The sequence below is a fragment of the Halalkaliarchaeum sp. AArc-CO genome (genome assembly GCF_024972735.1).
Lineage (GTDB): Archaea > Halobacteriota > Halobacteria > Halobacteriales > Haloferacaceae > Halalkaliarchaeum.
The window spans coordinates 2,229,916-2,250,939 of sequence record NZ_CP087723.1 but is presented as its reverse complement, the minus strand read 5'-3'; the positions used below and the strand labels follow the sequence as shown (position 1 = coordinate 2,250,939).

Sequence of the window (21,024 nt, the reverse complement as noted above, 5' to 3'; positions counted from 1 at the left end):
GCTACAGCACTTTCTGCCGCCATTCCTCGGTGTCGGCGGCCTGGTTGAACGTGTACAGGTGAACGCCTTCGATCGGGGACTCCGGATCCGCCCCGTAGGGTGCGAGTTCCTCGACGAGCTTGTCCGGTGTGTAGTTCCCCCGCGATCCGACGAGTTGCTTGACGAAGCCGGTGATCCCGGTCGTCTTGCGCAGGAAACCGATCGAATCGCCGACGCCGACCTTTCGGGAGATCTGCAGCAACCGCTTGTACTTCACCACGCCGGGAATCCCGACGTGGACCGGGAGTTCGATCCCTCGATCGTGGACTCCCTCGCTCCACTCGATGATCGCGTCGGGATCGAAACACAGCTGGGTAACGACGTACGTCGCGTACGGGGATTTCTTTTCGAGCGCCTCCGCGAGGGTCGCGTCGTCGATCTTCTGATGTCCCTCGGGGTAGCCGCCGATCCCGACCTCCTCGAAGTCGTAGCCGTGTTCCGAAAGCGCTACAAGCGCGTCGTGGGCCGACTCGAACTCGCCGACCGGCTCCTCGTTGTCGCCGCCGACGACGAACAGGTCGGAGACGCCGGCCTCCTCGTACTGGTCGGCGATCTCCTGGAGGTGATCGACGTCTCTGACGCCCCGGGCGGCGATGTGAGGCGTCACCCTGAACCCGCGCTCGACGGCGTCCAGCGACACCTCGATGGTTCTGTCGATCCCGAGATCCGGTGACGCCGTAACGGCGATCTTCGATCTCTCCGGAAGCTGGTCGGCCTGATCGTAGAAGCTGTCGAACGGTAGCAACTCGAAGCGCGGATCCGTGAGCAGAGCCCTGATGTCGTCGGCTGTCATCTGTCGGTTTCTCCTACGTCTTGTATGGTCGAAGCCGGGATATATGTTTGGAAGAGTGAAATTATACTTTGCTCTCCCGAGAAGAAACACTGTGTTCTGGAAACAGCGTTTTGCATTCCGTCGTTGGGCGGTTCCGTCTGCGAGGACGCAGACCAGCGAGAGCTACAGGGGGGTTCCGGGTGGATGCCGTTCGAGGTGTTCGGTGTCTTCATCCGGATCGACGAGCGATTCCAGCACGGACGTGTCGCCGTCGACGATCGAGAGCGTCACGTCGTGTCCGTCGCCGTGTTCGGCGGACAGTTCTGCCACGAACGTCCGGAACGACTCGGCGTACTCCCGGTGAAACTCCAGACACGTGCCGGTGTCGGTCAGAACCACACGGTCGTAGAACCCGACGACGTCGTGAAAGAAGCGTCCGATCGCCTCCCGGGACATTCCCTGTCCGCGTTCGACGGCCCGTTCGAACCCGCCGGTGTCCGGCCAGCTGATCCGAAGCTCGTCGGGCTCGGCGTTCGCCCGATCGAACTGTTCGATCAGCTGCTCCCCCTCACCGAGGAATCCCCGGTACAGTTTGTGGGCGTCGAGGCCGCGGTCGATCCACCCGCGCGTGAGATAGTACGTCCCGCTTGCCTTCCGCTCGCCGAACTCGAGGGGCTCGATACCGTGGAGGAACACCGAGACGCAGTCGCCGGCCCGACTTCGGAACAGCGGTACCTGACGGGTCTGGATCCCGGACAGCGCCTCGTCGTCGGCGTCGTACAGGAGGAGGATCCGATCCACGCCGGCGTCTTCGAGTTCCCGCACGTACCGGTCGATCAACTCGGTGATCTCCGCGTTCCGTGGGACGTTCACGGGAAATTCGTGATACTCCTGTGGGACGTACCGAACCGTCGCGTCGGGCGCGATCTGTTCGAGCTCCGCATACAGCGTCTCACAGGCGACGATTCCGAGCGAGTTCTGTTCGGTGTGCTCGCTCATCGTTCGGCCCGCTGTCCGTCCCGCACGACGACACCCCGCTCCTCGTCGAACTCGCCGATCCGTTCCAGGACGCTGGGGTACAGTTCGATCCGCTGGTGGGGGACGTACATCGACTCCATGAAGTTGTTCCGGAACACTTCGGTCCCGGCGATCTCGAAGTACTCGACATGATCGACGATCTCCATGGCCTGGGCCCGCTTCTCCCGGTTCAACAGCGCGAGCTGTGCGCCGATCCCGGCGGCGTTGCCGAGGGACTCGACTGCGTCGAAGTCGACGTCGGGATACAGGCCGACCGTCATCGCGGACTCCGGATCGATGTAGTTGCCGAACGCCCCCGCGAGGACGACCCTATCGACGGCGTCGATCTCGAGTTCGTCCATCAACACGCGGGTGCCAGCTTGGATCGCGGCCTTCGCCTGCTGGATCTCCCGGAGGTCGTTCTGGGTGACGACGACGTCGCCGTCGATCCCGGACTCCTCGTCGAAGACGAGCACGTACTCGATGACGTTGTCGGCGTTTCGCCTGAGCCGCGGATGATCCAGAAGCTCCTCCTGGAACTGCCCCCGCTGGTCGATCACGCCCGCCTCGAACAGTTCCGCGAGCACGTCGATGATCCCCGACCCACAGATCCCGATGGGCGGTTCCTCGCCGATGACCTCGAGGTCGGGTGAAAGCGTCTCCGCGTCGATGGTGACGAACTCGACGGCGCCGTCCTGGGCGCGTACGCCGTGTGTGATCTCTGCACCTTCGAGGGCGGGACCGGCCGGCGCGGAGGTCGACCACATCCGTTCGCTGTTTCCGACCGAGATCTCGCCGTTGGTCCCGATGTCGACACAGACGGTGAGCTCCTCGTTTTCGTGGTGTTGTGACACCAGGAGCACCGACACCTTGTCGGGTCCGACCCAGCCGCCGCTTATCGGGAGCCAGTAGAGGTAGCCGGCGGGGTTGATGTCGATGTCCAGTTCTCTGGCCTTGACAGTGACGGGGGCGTGGTTGGCCGCCACGTACGGGGAGCCGGCGACATAGTGGGGATCGATCCCCAAAAAGAGGTGATGCATCGCGGTGTTCCCGACGAACACCGCCTCGTAGACGTCCTCGGCGTCGATCCCTGCCTCCTCGATTACTTCCTCGACGAGCTCGTTTACCCCGCCGACGATCGCGTCCTGGAGCTCCTCGCGACCGTTCTCGCTTCGCCGGGTGTGTCGCATCCGGCTCATGATGTCGCCGCCGAACTTGCTCTGTGGATTCATCCGCGAACTCACCGCAGCGCGATCGCCGGTCTGGAGGTCGACGAGGTAGACGGCGATGGTCGTCGTGCCGATGTCGATCGCCAGCCCGTACATGGTCTCGTCCCATCCCGGCGTGACGTCGATGATCTCCTCGTCGTCGTACACCGTCACCGTTGCGTGGAGCTTTTCGTCGGCCTCCGCCCCGCGAATCAGGTTCGGAAGCTCCTGATGGACAGTTCGATCGATCTCCTCGATCGTGACCCCGTAGTTATCCTCGAGCGCCTCGCCCACGCGCTCGAGATCGGCCGTGTTGTCCGAAAGCGACGGCGGCGACAGCTCGAGGTGGTAGTTTGTGACCACTGGATCGAGGTCGACCTCCAGTTCGCGACCCTCGGTGAGGACGACGCCGCCAGTGTTCTGTGAGACGTTCGGAACCGTGACGTCTACCGGGCTGCATTCGACGTTCGCACGACAGGAGAGACGATAGCCCGCTTCGAGCTGCTCTTCGGACAACAGTAGTTCGTCGGCGTCCGTTACGGGGGACAGACAGTCTTCACCGTCGTCGACGATGACCTTGCAGGTTCCACAGAGACCCTCCCCACCGCAGAGACTCTCGATCGAAAGTCCCGCTCGGTCGGCTGCCTCGAGAAGGGTTGTTCCCTCCTCGACGTCGACGCTGGTTTCCCAGGGGGAGAATCGCACAGTCGAATCGTCACTCATGTAGGTTTCTGTTGGAAAACAGGAACCCCCAGTCAAAAGCGTGTCGCCGTTGTTTGGTACCTCGGCACGAACCGCGCATGATATAATTAGTTGACAAAAAGTATATTCACAACGACTCGGATTGTCCGAACGATGTCCCACGAGTACACCGTCGTCGATCCCGACGAGATCGAACCAGATCAGTTCCCCGAGTCCGGGCTCAACCACCGAAAGCTAACGGAGGCTCTCGGCGCAACGGAGATGCGGGTAAACTTCATCCGGCTGTCCCCGGGGGACGTCACCGGGTACCACAAACACGAGCGCCAGGAGGAGGTGTTCGTGCTGTTGTCCGGTCCCGGAAGAGCTCGGATCGGAGGCGATCTCGTCGACGTGCCGAAGTGGGGCGTCGTCCGCGTTCCCTCGGAGACACCGCGACAACTTTTGAACGACGCCGACGAAGGTGAGGCAGTGTGGCTCATGCTCGGAGCACCGACTGTCGGCACCGTCGAGGACTTCGGGGAGTACGTGGTGGTCGACGAGGAGTGAACGCCGGACCGTTCACTACGATAACATTCCTACTGTTGTAATGGAGCACTTAAAGGAGCGAACTATTTAACGGCAAGAGTTAGGGATATATAGTTAAATATAATTAAAGTCATTGCGAACAACGAGAGTTTGCAACGTTCGGTTTTCGCCGATCCTGTCGGGCGTGAGGCGTCGGATCCGGCGTTCCTCGTCGGGGATAATAAAGACATGAAATCTTGATGGGATAGTGTTTTTTAGGATTGGCTGATAATGTAGTTCACGTATGAGCAGTAAAGAGCTGCCGTCGAAGGCAGGCACCGTCATTATCGGCGCAGGGATCGTCGGAACGAGCCTCGCGTATCACCTCGCGGACCAGGGCCGCGAGGACATCGTTCTCATCGACAAGGGGCCGTTCCCGGACCCGGGTGGATCCACCGGCCACGCGTCCAACTTTATCTTCCCCATCGAGCACAACAAGGAGATGGCCTTGTTGACGAAGGACGCGATGGAACAGTACAAAGAGGAAGACCTCTTCACCAACAGCGGCGGTATCGAGGTCGCCCGAACCGAGGAGCGAATGGAGGAGTTCCGCCGCCAGATCGCCTCCTCGAAGTCGTGGGGTCAGGACGCGGAGATCATCTCCACCGAGGAAGTCAAAGAGATGGTCCCGTACATCAACGAGGACATCATCGAGGGTGGTTTCTGGGAGCCCAACGCCGGCGTCTGTGACCCCCTCCGGTTCGGCGAGATCAAGCGAAAGGAAGCCGAGGAGTGGGGTGTGCTGCAGTCGTTTGCAAACACCGAAGTAACCGACATTCACGTCGAAGACGGCGCGATCTCGGCTGTCGAGACCGACCGCGGAACGGTTTCCGCCGACGAGGTCGTCATCGCCGCCGGCCTCTGGGCCCCGAAGCTCGCGGAGATGGCCGGCACCGAGATCCCGCTCACACCGGCCGTCCACCAGATGATCAGCGTCGGTCCGATCGACGTACTCGAGGAGACCGGCGAGGAGGTCGGCTTCCCGATCGTCCGTGACGTCGACACCCAGATGTACGAGCGGCCGAGCGGTAACGACATGGAGGTCGGCTCCTACGAGCACCGGCCGATCCTGTGGGACGTCGAGGACGTCCCGTCCAACGAGGAGGCGCCGCTGTCGCCGACGCAGCCGCCGCTGACCCAGGACGCGTTCGATCCGTCGATGGAGCACGCCCTGGAGATCATGCCCGAAATCCTCGAGGACGCCGAGATCCGTCACGCGATCGACGGCCTGCTTTCGGTCACGCCGGACGGCATGCCGCTGGTCGGCCCGATGGACGACGTCGACGGCCTCTGGTCGTGTGCGGCGATCTGGATCAAGGAAGCGCCGGCGTTCGCGAAGTACACCGCCCAGTGGATGACCCAGGGCTATCCCGAGGTCGACCTCCACCAGTCCGACGTCAACCGCTTCGAGGGCTACGGAACCTCCAAGAAGTTCGTCAAAGAGCGTGCCCACGAAGGATTCCAGAAGATCTACGACATCGTCCACCCGCGCGAGCAGTGGCAGTCCTCGCGTCCCCTCCGCCAGAGCGCCTTCTACGGCCGGCAGGAGGAACTCGGCGCGGAGTTCTTCGAATCCGCCGGCTGGGAGCGCCCGCAGTGGTTCGAGTCCAACGAGGACCTCCTCGAGAAGTACGAGGACGAACTCGACGGCCTCCAGCGTCCCAACGAGTGGGACAGTCGCTGGTGGTCCGAGATCATCCTGGGCGAGCATCTCCACATGCGCGACAACGTCGGCATGATCGGCGACATGGGCTTCGGTATCCTCGATCTCGTCGGCGATGACGTCGAGGAGTTCACCCAGAAGGTCATGGTCGCGGATACGTCCATCGACGTCGGCGAATCGGTGTACACTCCCGTGCTCGCGAAGAACGGCGGCTTCGTCTCCGATCTGACGATGGCTCGCCTCGCGGAGGACCACTTCCGTGTGATGACCGGCGGCGGAGAGACCGGTCCCGACAAGCGGTGGTTCCGCAACAACATCGGCGATCTGGACGTCCGCATCGTCGACAAGACGTCGTCGCTTGCGACCCTGGGCGTCTGGGGCCCCAACGCCCGGGACGTCATCCAGGATCTCGCCGAGGAAGACGTTTCCCACGAGGAGTTCCCGCCGTACACCGCACAGGAACTCACGCTCGGCGAGGTCGACGTCTGGGCGTTCCGCATCTCCTACGTCGGCGAACTCGGCTGGGAGCTGTACGCCCCGATGGAGCAGGGCGGCCGCCTGTGGGACCTCATCTACGAGGCAGGTCAAGCGTACGACATCCGTCCGGTCGGCATGGGCGTCTACGGCACCACCGGTCGCATGGAGAAGGGTTACCGGCTGTACGGCCACGAGCTCGAACTGGAGTACAACCCCGCCGAGGCAGGCCTCACCTTCCACGGCGTCAAGGACGAGGACTTCATCGGCAAGGAGGCGTACGCAGAGGCGATCGAGGAGGAGAACGTCGCCACGCTGTGTACCCTCACCGTCGACGACCACGCCCCCGAAGGCGGCGAGCCGCGGTTCATGACGGGCAACGAGCCGGTCCTCGATCAGGACGGCAACGTGCTCGTCGACGAAGAGGGCCGTCGCTCGTACGTAACCAGTGCCGGCACCGGTCCGTCCCTGGGCAAGCACCTGCTGATGGCGTACATCCCACAGGAGTACGCAGAGGAAGGCGAGAGCCTGCAGGTCGAATACATGGGTGACCACTACCCGGTCACCGTCGAGCGAGTCGGCAGCAAGCCGCTGTTCGATCCGAGCAACGACCGCGTCCTGCAGTAAGCCCTGTAGGAACGCTGAAACCCCCGGTTTCTTTAGCGTTCCAGTAATCACTTCAACACACAACCATGGAAACCATAGCCTGTATCAAGCGCGTGCCCGACACGGGCGCAAAGATCGTACTGACCGACGACAAACAGGACGTCGACGCCAGCAGCATCGGCTACACAATCAGCCCGCACGAGGAGTGCGCTATCGAGGAGGCAGTCAGCCTCGTCGAGGAGAACGGCGGCACCTCGACGGTGCTGACGCTCGGCGACGAGGACGCCACCGAACAGCTCCGCACGGGCGTCGCAATGGGCGCAGACGAGGCGAAGCTGCTCGAGGCCGGAGATCACGAGTGGGGTCCGATCACCACCGCCCGCGAGATCGCCGAGGCCGTGAGCGATGAGGACGGCGAGTCGAAGTACGACCTGCTGTTCTTCGGAAACGAGTCCGCCGACGCACAGAACTACCAGGTCGGTATCCGCGTGGCGAACCAGCTCGGCCTGCCGGTCGTCACCGGAATCAAGGATGTCGAAGTCGACGGCGACACCGTGATCGCGAAGCGCGAAGTGCCCGGCGGCAACGACGTCTTCGAGGTTCCGATGCCCGCTGTCGTCACCGTGAAGGAGGGCGTAAACACTCCGCGATACCCGTCGATGCGGAGCCGAATGCAGGCCCGCCAGACGGACGTCGACCGCAGCGGCGCCGAACCCGAGGACGTCACGGACGTCCGGAAGGTCGAACTCGAGGTGCCGGAACAGGACGACAGCCCCGCGGAAGTGCTCGGGGACAGCCCCGAGGCGGCCGTGGACGTCGTCGAAGTGCTCGAAGATCTGGAGGTGGTCTAAATGGTACTTACACTCGTCGAACACGACGCCGGCGCGGTCGACGACGTCTCCCTGGAGACGGTCACGTTCGCCCGAGACGTCGCGACACAGGAGGACGAACAGCTCGTCGCTGCCGCGTTCGGTGACGGCGCAGGAGACGTCGCCGAGGATCTCTCGGCGTACGGCGTCGATCAGGTGTGTGCGATCGAGCACGACCTGCTGGACGCCTACGCACCGGAAGGGTACGCAAAGAGCCTGGCCCAGCTCGTCGAAGAGCTGTCGGCCGGGACGGTTGTCTCTCCCGGAAGCGACCGCGGTCACGAGGTGCTCGCGCACCTGGCGACGCAGCTCGACGTGCCGCTGGCCACGAGCTGTACCGAAGTCGAGGCCAGCGACGTGTACGGGGTCACCCGCCAGCGCTGGGGCGGCAGCCTCATCGAGCACGCCGAGCTCGAGGCGGACGTCAAGCTGCTTACGGTCGTCCCCCACGAGGTGTCCGCCGAGCCCGCCGACGCGGCGGCCGATACCGCCGTGGAGCCGTTCGCGCCCGACCTCGACGACGAGGACGTCGCCGTCCGCGTCGTCCGGCAGGAGGAGTCCGACATGGAGGGTATCCCCCTGTCGGAGGCCCGGGTCGTCATCGGTGGCGGCCGCGGCGTCGGCAGCGCGGAGGACTTCGATCAGCTCGAGGAGCTCGCGGATCTGCTCACCGGGACGGTCGGCGCCACCCGCGCGGCGGTCAACGAGGGGTGGCGACCCCACGACGACCAGATCGGCCAGACGGGTGCGAAGATCGCCCCCGAGGTGTACATCACCGCTGGCATCAGCGGGGCCGTCCAGCACTGGGTCGGCTGCAAGGGAAGCGAGAACGTGATCGCGATCAACACCGACCCCGAGGCCGCGATCATGCAGAAGGCCGACTACGCGGTCGTCGCCGACCTCCACGAGGTCGTCCCGCGGCTCATCGAAGAGCTCGAGGAGTAGACGACCGCCGCCGGTCGTGAATATTGTAGTACGATAATTTATATTATCGCACTCTAGTAGGGAATATGTCATAACCGCGTTTCGAGAGAAGTTCGGACAAGAGTGTGGAATACATCGTTATTTTCGTTTAGTACTTTGGAAAATGAGGTTTTGAGTATATTTCAATAAGTTGCATGTCCAATTTACCGGTGAGGAATCACTCGGGTTTACTATCTGCGGTTCAGTATATCTGTACAACAGTCACATTATGATTATGTGAATTTTTACTGATACATTCGCCGATCGTGCCGGTAAGCCAAACGATTATTCCGGTCGACCCTTACCACGGGACAATGACGCGCGAACGATTCCGTCCCCCAGACCACGAAACGGAGAGCTTCCTTTTGACGACAGTCGTCGGCAGTTATCCCCGGCCGGCGTGGCTTGCCGAGATCGAGGACGCGCACGCCGACGGCTCGGTCTCCGAAGAGACGGTCGAGGAAGCGCTGGACGACGCCAGCCGGGCCGTCGTGAACGTCTTCGACCGGATGGGACTGGACGTCGTTACCGACGGGGAGGTGCGGCGGGAGGGAATGATCGAATACTTCGCGCGGTTTATCGACAACATGGAGCAGGACGGCGGGGGGGACGGAACCGGCTGGAACACGGGGATGCCGACGATCGTCGACGAGGTCTCCTCGAGCCAGCCGTGGCTGGTCGACGACTACCGGTTCGCCACGACAGTCACCGACTGTCCGATCAAGGTCACGGTGACGGGGCCGTTCACGCTCGCGTCGTTCAGCCAGCCGCAGGCGTACGATGACGTCGGGGAGCTCACCGCGGATCTCGCGGAACTGGTCGCTGCGGAGGTCGCGCGGCTCGTCGACGCCGGCGTCGAGTGGATCCAGATCGACGAGCCAGGGCTCGGGATCTCCCCACATTCGGAGCTGGCCCACGAGAGCCTCTCGCGGATCGCCGAGGAGGTTCCCGACGACGTCCGTCTGGGCGTTCACGTCTGTTCTGGCAACTACGACAACCTCGCCCCGGAGATGTTCTCGTTCCCGGTCGACGAAGTGGATCTGGAGTTCGCCAGCGACGACGCCGACGACCCGGCCGACGTGCTCGCAGAGTACGACGGCACCGTCGACATCGGGTTCGGCGTCGTCGATCCGCAGGACCGGGACGTCGACTCGGTCGAGGAGATCCGGGCCCGGATCGAGGAGGCGGTGTCGATCGTCCCCCCCGAACAGCTGACGATCACGCCGGACTGTGGGCTCAAGCCGGTGGAGCGACCGATCGCCCGCGAGAAACTCGAGAACATGGTCGAAGCAGTCGAGGCCGTCGAGAAAGCCATGGACGCCGGCGACATCGACACCGCGTAGTCGGCCGGCGGTAACCGATAGACGGCAATCGCTTCGGGACGGACTGCAGCTTCTGGGGCGCCAGCCCAACACTGAACAATTATAGGTTCGCTCGCTCAAGGGACCTCCAATGAGCACCATCACGAAGATCCATTACTCTCATCCGGACATGGCTCTCGCCCACACTATCCGGTCGCTTCCCCGGGGCGACGTTCGGGTGCTTCCGGAGGTCGCCACCGATCCGCAGCACAACATGTACTACATCGTCTTCGAGGGGGAGTTCGACCAGCCGATCGACGACATTCTCGCTGAAGATCACACTGTCGAGGAGGCGAAGTTGATGTCCGATTACGGGGACCAGCTGGTGTACGGCATCATCTTCACCGACGAGACGAAACTGATTGCGCCGAAGGTGACCGAGGTCGGCGGGATGTCACTCGACGCCAGATCCTTCTCGAACGGGTGGATCGAACGTTGGCAGCTTCCCAGCCGCGAGGTACTGGCGGAGATCTGGGAGTACGCCCGGGACAATTCCTTTACGTTCGACGTACTGGAACTCCACCAGATCAGCGAACGGGAACACGACGACGGCTACGGTCTCACGGCAGAACAACACGAGGCGCTCGTGACGGCGTTCGAACGCGGTTATTTCGAGGAGCCGCGCGGGATCTCCCTGGTGGAGCTCGCTGACGAACTCGGCATCTCGCCCGCCGCCGCGAGCGGCCGGCTCCGACGCGGTCTCACCCGACTCATCGGCATGACGATCGTCGATCCCGACACGGAACGGGTGGAGTAAACGACACGCGGGATCCCTATTCTGTTCGCTCCAGACGACCGGCTGGAGTGTCATTCGATGTGGCTCCGCGAGATAACGTAATTCAGTCACAGTATCTCCGAGATAGCGGAGTATTTAGTTACATGCCCAAGCCTCATTATTGTGGGTCTTTTTATTATGGCCACGATGCGACCACCAAAACGACGCGACGTCGTGAAAGCGGCGGCAGGAGGCCTCGTTCTCGGAACGATTCCAGGATCGGCTGCCGGACGATCCGAGCGGTCGGACACCGCCCCCGGGAACGGTCCGGGATACGAGATCTGGGCGGCGGATCAGGGGACGAACACGCTGTACGTCTATCGTCCCCACAGGCGCGGGCGTGGCGAACCCGAGTTCCGTCTTCAGGACGTCGTCGATCTGGGTGCTCGGGGAATCGAAACGCCTCACATGATTTCCTACTCCTCCGACTATCAGTACGCCCTGACCGCAAACACCGGATCCGGTGACGTAGCCGTCATTCACACGCCGAGCAAGCGAGTCGTCGACGTGATCGACACGGGCCCGGGGAGCCACTTTGCGGGCTTTACACCGGACGACAGACACATCCAGGTCGACGTGATCGGCGAAGGGACGATCAAACGCGTCGATGCGGATCTCCGACACGAGGAGTTCGAAATCGTCGACGAAATCAACGTCGCAAGCGAAATCGAGGAGCTGGTCGGGGACCGATACGGTGAGTTCGATGAAGACGACGGGGAGCTGCGACCGATCTGCCACGACTACACCGCCGACGGCTACTCTTATCACACACTCGGGCCGAGCTACCACAACGCCGGGTTGGCGATCCTCGACGCCGAGACGTTCGAACTCGAGGCGGCGTTCCCGCCCACGGACGTTCCGACGAACTGCGGGACGATCGCCCATCCGGAACGGGATCGATTCTACCTCACTGCGGGGCTCCCGTCGGATCCGGACGACGACCTCGAGGGCGTCGGCGAGTGGTACGTCTTCGATACGGAGGTTCACCGACCGATCGACACCGAGGGGAATACTGTCGGCGAGAGCCAGACAATCGAGCCCGAAGCTATCGCCCGAGACTCGGGCGGGGTCGACGCGCACGGCTTCTGGTTCGCAGAAACCGACGAACTCGAACTGTGGCTCCTCAACAGGGAGACGAACGACGGAATAGTCGTCGATCCGTCCGACGACGATGCAACGGAGCCGGACGACGACACCGTCGAGAGGATCGAAAAGTTCGGGCCCAACACCGAGGTGCCGCCCGACGGCGACTCCCCCGACATCATGTGGAGTTCCCCCGACGACGAATACATGTTCGTCACGCTCCGGGGACCGAACCCACTTTCGGGCGATCCGCACGCCGCGACGGGTGTCAACCCCGGGTTCTCGGTGCTCGACATCGAAACGCGGGAGATCGTCGAGGTCGTTCGGCCGGCTCCGGGCGACGAAAACAGCGATTTCCACGGCATCGGCGTCCGCCCAGTCGACGGCGCGTCGAACCGCGGACGGTAGAAAAATCGAACCCCCGGCGAACCGGTCGCCTCATCGACTACTGGAACGTCCGGCCCAGTTCGGCGTCGTCGCGTTCGACGTCGCTCTTTTTGAACTGCCGTTCGATCTCCTCGTAGCGCTCCCGGGTTTCGGGGGTGACGCTCGGGTTCACCTCGTCGAGCGCCTGCTCGAAGTGGTCGGCGGTGATCCGAACGTTGCCGACCGACTCGCCGACCTCCTCGGGGGAGACGCTGTGGACGAACTCCCGGGAGGCGGCCATTGCGGCCTCGCGACACACCGCCTCGAGATCGGCGCCGACGTACCCCTCCGTCCGCCGGGCCAGCGAGTCGAGGTCGACGTCGTCCGCCAGTGGCTTCTCTCGAGTGTGAACCTCGATGATCGCCCGGCGGGCCTCCTCGTCGGGAACGGGCACGTGGACGTGACGGTCGAGCCGGCCGGGGCGCAACAGCGCCGAGTCGATCAGGTCAGGCCGGTTGGTCGTCGCGATCACCACGACGTCTTCCAGCGCCTCCAGCCCGTCCAGTTCCGTCAGCAACTGGGAGACGACGCGCTCGGAGACGCCCGAATCGCCGGTGTGGCTGCCGCGCTCGCTCGCGATCGAATCGATCTCGTCGAAGAAGACGATCGTCGGGGCGTTCTCGCGGGCCTTCGAGAACACCTCGCGGACGCCCTTCTCCGACTCGCCGACGAACTTGTTGAGCAGTTCGGGCCCCTTGATCGAGATGAAGTTCGACTCGGCCTCGTTGGCGACCGCCTTCGCGAGCAGGGTCTTGCCCGTCCCCGGCGGTCCATACATCAGGACGCCCTTGGCCGACTGGATGTCGAGCTCCTCGAACACCTCGGGATACTCGAGGGGCCACTGGATCGTCTCGCGGAGGCGTTCTTTGGTGTCCGCGAGGCCGCCGACGTCCTCCCAGGTGACGTCGGGGACCTCCACGAACACCTCCCGGAGCGCCGAGGGTTCGATCCCTTTCAGCGACTCCTTGAAGTCGCTTTTCCGGACCTGTATCGACTCGAGCACCTCGGCGTCGATCTCCTCGCTCTCGAGGTCCAGCTGCGGGCGGATCCGCCGGAGTGCGGTCATCGCCGCCTCCTTTGCGAGGCTCTCGAGGTCGGCGCCGACGAAGCCGTGGGTGTTCTCGGCGTACTCGTCGAGGTCGACGCTGTCGGCGAGGGGCATGTTCCGGGTGTGGACCTGGAGGATCTCCTTGCGGCCGTCCCGGTCGGGGACGCCGATCTCGATCTCCCGGTCGAACCGCCCCCCGCGGCGCAGCGCGGGATCGATCGCGTCAACGCGGTTGGTCGCGCCGATGACGACCACCTGTCCGCGTTCTTCGAGGCCGTCCATCAGCGACAGCAGCTGTGCGACGACCCGGCGCTCGACGTCACCGGAGGCCTCCTCGCGCTTTGCGGCGATGGAGTCGAGCTCGTCCATGAAGATGATCGCGGGCGCCTCCTCTGTGGCCTCCTCGAACACCTCCCGGAGCTGCTCTTCGCTCTCGCCGTAGTACTTCGACATGATCTCCGGGCCGGAAACTGTGTGGAAGGAGGCGTCGATCTCGTTTGCGACCGCCTTCGCGATCAGCGTCTTTCCGGTCCCGGGCGGGCCGTGCAGGAGGACGCCCTTTGGTGGCTCGATGCCGAGCCGCTTGAACAGCTCGGGGTGCCGCATCGGCAGCTCGATCATCTCTCGGACCTGCTCGAGCTCCTCGTCGAGCCCCCCGATGTCCTCGTAGGTGACGTCGGGCGCGTCCGCGGCGTCCTCCGGTCCGGCCTCCCGGATCTCCTCTGCGGGACGTTGGCTGATCTCGACCTCCGTCGAGTCTGTAACCACGACCGTGCCCGACGGCGTCGTCGAGGCGATCTTCAGCGGGATCGCCTGCGACTGGCCGCCTATGAAGCCGAACCCGAGCGGGAGCTGGACGCTCTGTCCTTTCGTCACGGGCCGGCCGCCGAGCTCGCGACGGATGAGCGACTCGAGGTTGCCGCGGATGCCGAGCCGCTGGGGCAACGCGATCGTGACGCGCTCGGCCGGTTCGACGTCGGCCTTCTCGACGGTCACGCGGTCGTCGATCCCGACGTTGGCCTCCTGTCGAAGCTGGCCGTCGATCCGGACGATGCCCGTACCGTCGTCCTCCGGGTAGCCGGGCCACACCCGCGCGACGGCGGTGCCCTCGTGGCTCTCGATGCGGATGAAGTCTCCGCCCGAAAGCCCCATCTCCTCGGCGGCGACCCGATCGATCGCCGCGAGGCGACGCCCGGCGTCTTTCTGTTTGAGTGGTTTGACTGTGAGCTTCATGCGTTCTCGTCCAGTTCGGTCGAATCGTCGCCTGATCCGATAGCGTCTTCGGTCCGATCCGTTTCGATCTCGATCGTAAGCACGCCGTTGTTGACCGTGGCGCTGGTCTCGCCGTGCGGGAGATCGAGTTCGGACTCGCCGATCCCCCCGTCGTGTTCGATCACGACGATGGCGGTGTCGCCGACGACGTCGACGTCGACCGCCTCGTCTGCGACGGAGAGGTCGGCGGCGATGACGACCCGATCGCCGTAGTTGTACCGGCGCAGGAATCCGCCGTCACGATCGATCTGTAGCTGTTGGTTCATAAGTATCCTAACTACAGGTTAGGTGCAAGACTATTTAAATATATCGATTACTATAACCGAGGACACAAGCCGGATATCCCGATGATTCGGCGATTTCGATGGCTCAACGGTAGAATTGCGGTTCACACCACTGACGTCCGTCGAACCGCAGGAAATGCGGTGGTGGCGACCGTTCGAGGCGGCGAATGGGGAGCAGGTGGGGTTTTTATCTTCGGGCGTCGGATTTCGAGGTATGCAACGAGTGCGCCACCACGGGCGGGAGATCGCCTATCGGGTGTCCGACCGGGGCGGGACGGGGCCGTCGCTTCTGTGTGTCCACGGCAGCGGGGGAAGCCACGGCGTCTGGAAGAGCCAGTCCCGGCTGGCGGATCGCTACCCAATCGTCTCGCTGGACCTTTCGGGACACGGCGAGAGCGACGACGTCGACGCCAACGCCGGGGTCGAGTCGCTTTCGGCGTACGCGGCGGACGTCGAGGCGGTCGCCGAGGAGACGGGCGCGGACGTGCTCGTCGGCAACTCGCTCGGGGGGGCGGTCGCCATGTGGGTCACACTCGAGCGCGAATTCGATCCTGCCGGGCTCGTACTGGTCGGGACGGGCGCGAAGCTCTCGGTGCTCGAGGACCTGCTCGTGTGGCTCTCGGAGGACTTCGATCGGGCCGTCGACTTCCTCCACGCCCGGAACCGACTGTTTCACGATCCCGACGAGCGGTTGCTCGAACTCTCGCGGGAGTCGATGGAAGCTGCCGGACGGGCAGTCACCGAACGGGACTTCCGGACCTGCCACGCGTTCGACGTTCGAGACCGCCTCGATGGAATCGACGTACCTTCGCTTGCAGTCGTCGGGGAACACGACAAGCTCACTCCGCCGTGGTATCACGAGTTCCTGGCCGAGGAGATCCCCGACTGCGGACTAGCCCACGTCGAGGACGCCGCCCACCTCGCGATGCTCGAACAGCCGACCGCGTTCAACGCCGCACTCGAGGAGTTCCTCTCGCGACTGTAGCCTCCCCTCGGTCGAACGGGACGGCCCCACCGAACGCTTTCTTCCCGCGGGGTGAGAACCACCCCCGAACTACTTGGAACTGGCAGACAAACGTCCATTCGGGAACGCAAAAACGCGGGATCCCGATTGTGAGCATCGGAACGGAGATATCCCGAGCGGACCTACCCACAGAACAATGGATATTGCCGACATCGTATCGACGGAGTACGTAGAGTTTACGCCCGACGCACGGGTCTCGAAGCTGGTCGGGACCTTCGAGGATCCGTCGGTCAAAGGGGTCGTCGTTCGCGAGGAAGGCGGGGACGTCGAGGGGGTGGTAACGAGACGGCAGCTCGCGAGCTCCTATCACCCTCCCGATGAGAAGCTCGGGTCGCTCGTGTGGCACGTTCCACAGCTCGCGCCCGACGAGGACGTCCGCAAGGTCGCTCGGCTGATGACTGGAAGCGATTCCCAGTTCCTCCCCGTAATCGACGGCGGTGAACTGGTCGGCGTCGTCACTGCCGACGGCGTTCTCGGTGCGGTCGAACCGTTCCTCGATTCGGCCACCGTCGCCGACGTCTACAGCGAGGATCTCGTTTCGGTGGCCCCCGACTCGACGTTCGGAGAGGCGTTGCACGTGCTCCGCGACAACCGGATCGCCCACCTTCCGGTGGTCGACGACGGGGACGCGGTCGGTATCCTCAGCCTGTACGACGTCATGGGGGTCGTCGTCAGATCCGAGGGGAAAAGCCAGGGCGGGGACGCCGCCGGCACCGATCCCTTCGGCGGGGAGATCGCCCACAGCGCCGGCCGAACCAGGCGCGGCGGCTACGGCGCACGGGAAGGGGAGCTCGCCCGGATGCTCGAACTCCCGGTCCGGGACGTCATGGTCTCGCCCGTGCGGACGATCGCGCCCGACCGGACGCTACAGGAGGCCGTCGGGGAGATGTTCGACGTCGGCGGCTCGGCGCTCGTCGTCGTCGACGACGGAGGGGCGAACGGGATCGTCACGAAGACCGACGTGTTGGAGGCGCTCACCTGGGAGGCCGAAGGGACGCGGGCGGTCCAGCTGTACGGCAGCGACCTGCTGGACGACATGAGCTACCCGGAGGTCGTGGAGATGGTCGATTCGTTCGACCAGCGGGACGGGAACATGACGGTGCTCGACGCGAGGATCCACCTCCACGAGCACGATGAGACGCTGCGAGGGACGCCGCTTTTGCTCGCGCGAATCCGTCTGCACACGGACCGCGGGCTGTACATGGCATCCGGGGAGGGGTACGGCGCGAGCCACGCCATCGGCGAGGCGCGCGAGGTGCTCCAGCGGCGGATCCAGGACCGGAAGACCTACGGCAAGAGCAAGAAGCCGCGGGACGAGGAGTTCTGGGAGAAACGGTTCGGCTGGTGGCTCGAAGGCTGATCGCTCCCCCCACACCCGTTCTCAGTTATTGGCAACGACCAGTCTACTCTTTGAGTTCGTAGGCTTGCTTTTACGTTATGAGCGGAATACGGGCGGCCTTCGTCGTTCGCAACGCGACGGGATGTCCCCTCGCTCGTGCTTCCAGTGAGATCGACGGGCCGATCGATGGCGTGACGCGGTCCTCTCGCGTCGAGTCGGGCGCCGTCATCGAGGAGTTCGAATTGACCACGCCGGAGGGTACCGAGTCGCTTTCCGATGAGGAGATCCGCAAGGTGTTCTCCGCCGACGGGATCGACGTCTATCGGTTCAGGCGAGAGACGGCCGACGACTGCGTCTGTGAGGTGGTCGAACGCTCGGGGACGCCCATCTCGGCGATCCGCGCGGAGAACGGCGCGCTTTTCCTGTGGCTGTACGCGTCCGACGTGGAAGCGGTCAGATCCGTGGTGTCAGACCTCCAGGCGGCCTTCGACGACGTTCGACTGCGCCACCTCGTGCGGGAGAACGACGGCGCAGGTGACGATTACGTGCTCGTCAACCGAAGCCGGCTCACCGAGCGCCAGCGCGAGGTGGTCCGGACCGCCTTCGCGATGGGCTATTTCGATTACGACAGTGGGACGAACGCGGGCGATGTCGCGGAGGCGCTGGGGATCAGCCACTCGACGTTCGCAGAACACCTCGCGGCCGCCCAGACGAAACTCCTCGAGCCGATCCTCTCAGACTGATCTCGAGCCGATCCTCTCAGACTGATTCGGCCGGCGCGATCTCGGCGGCTTTCGCCCGGGCCTTCGAGACGACTGCCGGTCTGGCCTCGAACTCCAGGGTGACGTACTCCTCGGAGTAGGTCTCCTCTTTTACGTGCGCGTTGTCGTGGATCCAGGAGACGACGCCCATCGTCGCCTCCGAGAGAGGCAACAACAGCCGTTCCCGGTGCCAGTCGGGTAGTTCCTCCTCGACGCGCTCGCGCAGGCGGTCGATCCCGGCGCCGGTTTTCGCCGACACGGCCACCGGGTTCGGGGCGATGTCCGACATCGCAGCGCGTTTCTCCGCGAGTTCCTCGTCGCTAATCCGATCGATCTTGTTGAACACGGTGACGATCGGTGCCTCGTTGCGTTCATAGAGGGTGTCGTGGGAGGTAACGAGCTTCTCGCGCATCGTCTGGGTCGGCTCCCCCGCGTCGACGACGAGCAACACCAGGTCGGCCCGGTAGACGGAGTCCAGCGTCGACTGGAACGACTCGACGAGCCAGTGTGGCAGATCCGAAATGAAGCCCACGGTGTCCGTCAGCAACACGTCCCGCCGCTGCATCTTCGCCCGGCGTGTCGTCGTCCCGAGCGTCGTAAACAGCCTGTCTTCGGATTCGGCCGTCGTCGCCAGGTCGGGGTGACGGTCCACGTTTTCGTCGACGTCCAACTCCGCTGCGAGCTGGCGCAACAGCGTCGACTTCCCCGCGTTGGTGTAGCCGGCCAGCGCGACCAGATCGAACCCGGAGTCGCGACGCTGCTCGCGACGGGACCGCTCTTTGTCCGCGATCGATTCGAGCTCCTCGCGGATCTCGGAAATCTGGCGCTTGATGTCCCGTTCCCGGGACTCGTCGTACTCCCCCAGCCCCATAAATCCGGGCCGCTCGTCGCGTTTTGCCAGGCTCGCTTTCGCCTCCGCACGCGGCAGTTCGTATCGCAGCTGTGCCAGCTCTACCTGTAACTGCGCCGTTCGGGTGTTGGCCCGCTGCCCGAAGATGTCGAGGATCAGCGTGAACCGGTCGACTACTTCGACGCCTTCCGGAAGCTTCTGTCCGAGGTTGAACGTCTGATACGGACCGACTTCGTTGTCGATGATGACGGCATCGGCGTCCGTCCGGTCGACCAGCTCGGCGAGTTCGTCGACCTTCCCCTCGCCGAAGTGGTACGCCGCGTCCTCCGTCCGGGTCTGGGTGAGTCGACCCACCACGTCGTATCCCGCGGAAACCGCGAGATCCTCGATCTCCGTCAGATCGGCCGTGCCGCTGTCGACGCGCTTTGCGAGCACTGCCTTCATGCGTCGGTGTCCTGGCGTGTCGGGACGCTCGGGTGTCTACGGGTGTACAGCACTGTTCGCCCCGAATTTGGTACCGGATCACCTTAAACCCGTCCGAGCGCGAGTGCGTCTCCGGGTCGGTCGAACGCTGTCTGGCCACGGGTGTTTTTAACCTTCGACGAATAACTCGGCCACCGTGGACGAAATTCGCGTCTCCGCAGTCGTGTACGTGCCCCGGGAGGAGGCGTTCGAGTTTTTGCTTGACTTCCCCGGATACGCGGAATATTCACAGTACCTCGAAACAGTCGAAACGTACGAGGGTGACGGCGGTCCGGGAACCCGCTACGGTCTCACGTTCTCGTGGTGGCAGCTGTCCTACACCGCCCACTCGAAGGTAACCGACGTCGATCCGCCGGACCGGATCGACTGGCGACTCACGAAGGACATCGACGCGTACGGCTACTGGCACGTCGATCCCCTTGAGCTGGATCCCGGGGAGACGTTGAAAACCGACGCGGCGGCCGTCTCCGGCAACCCGGAAGGGGAAGCCTGCGAGGTGACGTTCCAGGTGTTTTTCGACCCGGACTCCGCCCGTGCGGGCGTGTTCGACCTCCCGGAACTGGTCTCCTTCGACTGGGTGCTCTCGAAGGTGCTCCCCCGGATCCAACGGGAGGCCGAACGGATCGTCTCCCGTGCGGTCGCCGATCTCGAAGGAAAACCTCGCGCGGTCGAACTCGACGTACACGTCGACTCACAGCGGCTGTAGGCGACCTGGTGCGCCACCGACTTCGACGGGCTCATACTGATTATTGTAGTGATTTACCGGTCGATCGGCTACCCGGCCCGCCGATCGTCCGGTTACGGCCGAGAATAATCAGTATCAGTTCGCGGGTTTTGCGTCGAACTTTTCCCGCACTTTCTCTACTTTGGGCTGTGCGTGGAACGTACAGTAGGCGTCGTTCGGATTCTTCGCGAAGTAGTTCTGATGCTTCTCTTCGGCCCGGTAGAACGTTTCGATGGGCTCGAGTTCGGTCACGACGTCGTCGTCGTACACCCGGTCGAGCGCGTCGACGAACTCCTCGGCGATTCGACGCTGGGTGTCGTCGTGGTACAGCACGATCGACCGGTACTGAGTGCCGACGTCGGGCCCCTGGCGGTTCAACTGCGTCGGGTCGTGAACGGTGAAGAACACCTCGATCAGTTCCTGGTAGTCGATCACGTCGGGGTCGTACTCCACCTGCACCACCTCGGCGTGGCCGGTGTTCCCCGTACAGACTTCCTCGTAGGTGGGATCCTCGGTGTGTCCGCCGGCGTAGCCGGAGGTGACGGTTTCGACGCCGGCGAGTTCTTCGAAGGCGGCCTCGATGCACCAGAAGCAGCCCCCGCCGAACGTCGCAGTTTCGAGTGAATCGCTCATCGGCTTTCCTTGGGACTCGAGGGACATGAATGGCGCGTGCCATGCTGCGACACCAGACCGCAACGGCTTACCGCCCGGACGGTG

The 21,024-nt window shown here is 63.7% G+C and carries 18 protein-coding genes; 11 read left to right on the top strand and 7 right to left on the bottom strand.

Annotated features, from left to right (window positions below):
• Nucleotide 1: 1 nt before the first annotated feature.
• From AArcCO_RS11865 to AArcCO_RS11855, 3 genes are all read right to left on the bottom strand, one after another.
• Nucleotides 2-832, bottom strand: coding sequence for a methylenetetrahydrofolate reductase (locus tag AArcCO_RS11865; protein ID WP_259533723.1), 831 nt, complete (start codon nucleotides 830-832; stop codon nucleotides 2-4).
• A 162-nt stretch (nucleotides 833-994) separates the two neighbouring features.
• A complete protein-coding gene (locus AArcCO_RS11860) occupies nucleotides 995-1,810 on the bottom strand; it encodes a DUF1638 domain-containing protein (RefSeq protein ID WP_259533721.1) in 816 nt (271 codons plus the stop codon).
• Nucleotides 1,807-3,759, bottom strand: coding sequence for an ASKHA domain-containing protein (locus AArcCO_RS11855; RefSeq protein ID WP_259533720.1), 1,953 nt, complete (start codon nucleotides 3,757-3,759; stop codon nucleotides 1,807-1,809). Before AArcCO_RS11855 ends, AArcCO_RS11860 begins: the two co-directional genes overlap by 4 nt.
• 132 nt (nucleotides 3,760-3,891) lie before the next feature.
• Between AArcCO_RS11855 and AArcCO_RS11850 the strand changes: the two genes are divergently transcribed.
• The 7 genes from AArcCO_RS11850 to AArcCO_RS11820 all read left to right on the top strand — a co-directional run bounded on the left by AArcCO_RS11850 (nucleotide 3,892) and on the right by AArcCO_RS11820 (nucleotide 12,504).
• On the top strand, nucleotides 3,892-4,284 hold the full coding sequence (locus AArcCO_RS11850; RefSeq protein ID WP_259533719.1) for a cupin domain-containing protein: 393 nt from the start codon (nucleotides 3,892-3,894) through the stop codon (nucleotides 4,282-4,284).
• 262 nt (nucleotides 4,285-4,546) lie between these two features.
• On the top strand, nucleotides 4,547-7,066 hold the full coding sequence (locus AArcCO_RS11845) for a GcvT family protein (protein ID WP_259533718.1): 2,520 nt from the start codon (nucleotides 4,547-4,549) through the stop codon (nucleotides 7,064-7,066).
• Between the two features lie 65 nt (nucleotides 7,067-7,131).
• Nucleotides 7,132-7,896, top strand: a complete 765-nt coding sequence (locus AArcCO_RS11840; protein ID WP_259533717.1) for an electron transfer flavoprotein subunit beta/FixA family protein — start codon at nucleotides 7,132-7,134, stop codon at nucleotides 7,894-7,896.
• The gene (locus AArcCO_RS11835; RefSeq protein WP_259533716.1) at nucleotides 7,897-8,859 is read left to right on the top strand and encodes an electron transfer flavoprotein subunit alpha/FixB family protein; all 963 of its coding nucleotides are present in this window, start codon (nucleotides 7,897-7,899) and stop codon (nucleotides 8,857-8,859) included. It begins immediately after the preceding gene.
• Between the two features lie 332 nt (nucleotides 8,860-9,191).
• The gene (locus AArcCO_RS11830; RefSeq protein ID WP_259533715.1) at nucleotides 9,192-10,220 is read left to right on the top strand and encodes a uroporphyrinogen decarboxylase/cobalamine-independent methonine synthase family protein; all 1,029 of its coding nucleotides are present in this window, start codon (nucleotides 9,192-9,194) and stop codon (nucleotides 10,218-10,220) included.
• Between the two features lie 109 nt (nucleotides 10,221-10,329).
• Nucleotides 10,330-10,995 carry a helix-turn-helix domain-containing protein gene (locus tag AArcCO_RS11825; protein ID WP_259533714.1) on the top strand — a complete coding sequence of 222 codons (666 nt, stop codon included), beginning with the start codon at nucleotides 10,330-10,332 and terminating at the stop codon, nucleotides 10,993-10,995.
• Between the two features lie 165 nt (nucleotides 10,996-11,160).
• Nucleotides 11,161-12,504, top strand: coding sequence for a YncE family protein (locus tag AArcCO_RS11820; protein ID WP_259533712.1), 1,344 nt, complete (start codon nucleotides 11,161-11,163; stop codon nucleotides 12,502-12,504).
• A 37-nt stretch (nucleotides 12,505-12,541) separates the two neighbouring features.
• Here AArcCO_RS11820 and AArcCO_RS11815 read toward each other — a convergent pair whose 3' ends face one another.
• Nucleotides 12,542-14,803 carry a CDC48 family AAA ATPase gene (locus tag AArcCO_RS11815; RefSeq protein ID WP_259533710.1) on the bottom strand — a complete coding sequence of 754 codons (2,262 nt, stop codon included), beginning with the start codon at nucleotides 14,801-14,803 and terminating at the stop codon, nucleotides 12,542-12,544.
• On the bottom strand, nucleotides 14,800-15,108 hold the full coding sequence (locus AArcCO_RS11810; protein WP_259533709.1) for an Hsp20/alpha crystallin family protein: 309 nt from the start codon (nucleotides 15,106-15,108) through the stop codon (nucleotides 14,800-14,802). The genes AArcCO_RS11815 and AArcCO_RS11810 overlap by 4 nt, the downstream gene beginning before the upstream one ends.
• Before the next feature lie 232 nt (nucleotides 15,109-15,340).
• Between AArcCO_RS11810 and AArcCO_RS11805 the strand changes: the two genes are divergently transcribed.
• The 3 genes from AArcCO_RS11805 (at nucleotide 15,341) to AArcCO_RS11795 (ending at nucleotide 18,232) form a co-directional block, all read left to right on the top strand.
• A complete protein-coding gene (locus tag AArcCO_RS11805) occupies nucleotides 15,341-16,111 on the top strand; it encodes an alpha/beta fold hydrolase (RefSeq protein ID WP_259533707.1) in 771 nt (256 codons plus the stop codon).
• Between the two features lie 175 nt (nucleotides 16,112-16,286).
• Nucleotides 16,287-17,510 (top strand): CBS domain-containing protein, encoded by a 1,224-nt coding sequence (locus AArcCO_RS11800; RefSeq protein ID WP_259533705.1) that lies wholly within the window; start codon nucleotides 16,287-16,289, stop codon nucleotides 17,508-17,510.
• 77 nt (nucleotides 17,511-17,587) lie between these two features.
• Nucleotides 17,588-18,232, top strand: coding sequence for a helix-turn-helix domain-containing protein (locus tag AArcCO_RS11795; RefSeq protein ID WP_259533704.1), 645 nt, complete (start codon nucleotides 17,588-17,590; stop codon nucleotides 18,230-18,232).
• A 16-nt stretch (nucleotides 18,233-18,248) separates the two neighbouring features.
• On the opposite strand, the gene hflX is transcribed toward AArcCO_RS11795, so the two are convergent.
• Nucleotides 18,249-19,544 carry a GTPase HflX gene (gene hflX / locus AArcCO_RS11790; protein WP_259533702.1) on the bottom strand — a complete coding sequence of 432 codons (1,296 nt, stop codon included), beginning with the start codon at nucleotides 19,542-19,544 and terminating at the stop codon, nucleotides 18,249-18,251.
• Between the two features lie 175 nt (nucleotides 19,545-19,719).
• Here hflX and AArcCO_RS11785 point away from each other — a divergent pair, with 175 nt between their 5' ends.
• Nucleotides 19,720-20,289, top strand: coding sequence for an SRPBCC family protein (locus AArcCO_RS11785; RefSeq protein ID WP_259533700.1), 570 nt, complete (start codon nucleotides 19,720-19,722; stop codon nucleotides 20,287-20,289).
• A 114-nt stretch (nucleotides 20,290-20,403) separates the two neighbouring features.
• On the opposite strand, the gene msrA is transcribed toward AArcCO_RS11785, so the two are convergent.
• On the bottom strand, nucleotides 20,404-20,940 hold the full coding sequence (msrA, locus tag AArcCO_RS11780; protein ID WP_259533698.1) for a peptide-methionine (S)-S-oxide reductase MsrA: 537 nt from the start codon (nucleotides 20,938-20,940) through the stop codon (nucleotides 20,404-20,406).
• Between the last annotated feature and the right edge of the window lie 84 nt (nucleotides 20,941-21,024).

Coding starts and splice junctions, on each gene's coding strand:
- AArcCO_RS11805 (WP_259533707.1), top strand. CDS start 15,341: ATGCAACGAGTGCGCCACCACGGGCGGGAGATCGCCTATCGGGTGTCC.
- AArcCO_RS11850 (WP_259533719.1), top strand. CDS start 3,892: ATGTCCCACGAGTACACCGTCGTCGATCCCGACGAGATCGAACCAGAT.
- AArcCO_RS11820 (WP_259533712.1), top strand. CDS start 11,161: ATGCGACCACCAAAACGACGCGACGTCGTGAAAGCGGCGGCAGGAGGC.
- AArcCO_RS11840 (WP_259533717.1), top strand. CDS start 7,132: ATGGAAACCATAGCCTGTATCAAGCGCGTGCCCGACACGGGCGCAAAG.
- AArcCO_RS11795 (WP_259533704.1), top strand. CDS start 17,588: ATGAGCGGAATACGGGCGGCCTTCGTCGTTCGCAACGCGACGGGATGT.
- AArcCO_RS11835 (WP_259533716.1), top strand. CDS start 7,897: ATGGTACTTACACTCGTCGAACACGACGCCGGCGCGGTCGACGACGTC.
- hflX (WP_259533702.1), bottom strand. CDS start 19,544: ATGAAGGCAGTGCTCGCAAAGCGCGTCGACAGCGGCACGGCCGATCTG.
- AArcCO_RS11825 (WP_259533714.1), top strand. CDS start 10,330: ATGAGCACCATCACGAAGATCCATTACTCTCATCCGGACATGGCTCTC.
- AArcCO_RS11830 (WP_259533715.1), top strand. CDS start 9,192: ATGACGCGCGAACGATTCCGTCCCCCAGACCACGAAACGGAGAGCTTC.
- AArcCO_RS11810 (WP_259533709.1), bottom strand. CDS start 15,108: ATGAACCAACAGCTACAGATCGATCGTGACGGCGGATTCCTGCGCCGG.
- msrA (WP_259533698.1), bottom strand. CDS start 20,940: ATGAGCGATTCACTCGAAACTGCGACGTTCGGCGGGGGCTGCTTCTGG.
- AArcCO_RS11855 (WP_259533720.1), bottom strand. CDS start 3,759: ATGAGTGACGATTCGACTGTGCGATTCTCCCCCTGGGAAACCAGCGTC.
- AArcCO_RS11860 (WP_259533721.1), bottom strand. CDS start 1,810: ATGAGCGAGCACACCGAACAGAACTCGCTCGGAATCGTCGCCTGTGAG.
- AArcCO_RS11800 (WP_259533705.1), top strand. CDS start 16,287: ATGGATATTGCCGACATCGTATCGACGGAGTACGTAGAGTTTACGCCC.
- AArcCO_RS11815 (WP_259533710.1), bottom strand. CDS start 14,803: ATGAAGCTCACAGTCAAACCACTCAAACAGAAAGACGCCGGGCGTCGC.
- AArcCO_RS11845 (WP_259533718.1), top strand. CDS start 4,547: ATGAGCAGTAAAGAGCTGCCGTCGAAGGCAGGCACCGTCATTATCGGC.
- AArcCO_RS11865 (WP_259533723.1), bottom strand. CDS start 832: ATGACAGCCGACGACATCAGGGCTCTGCTCACGGATCCGCGCTTCGAG.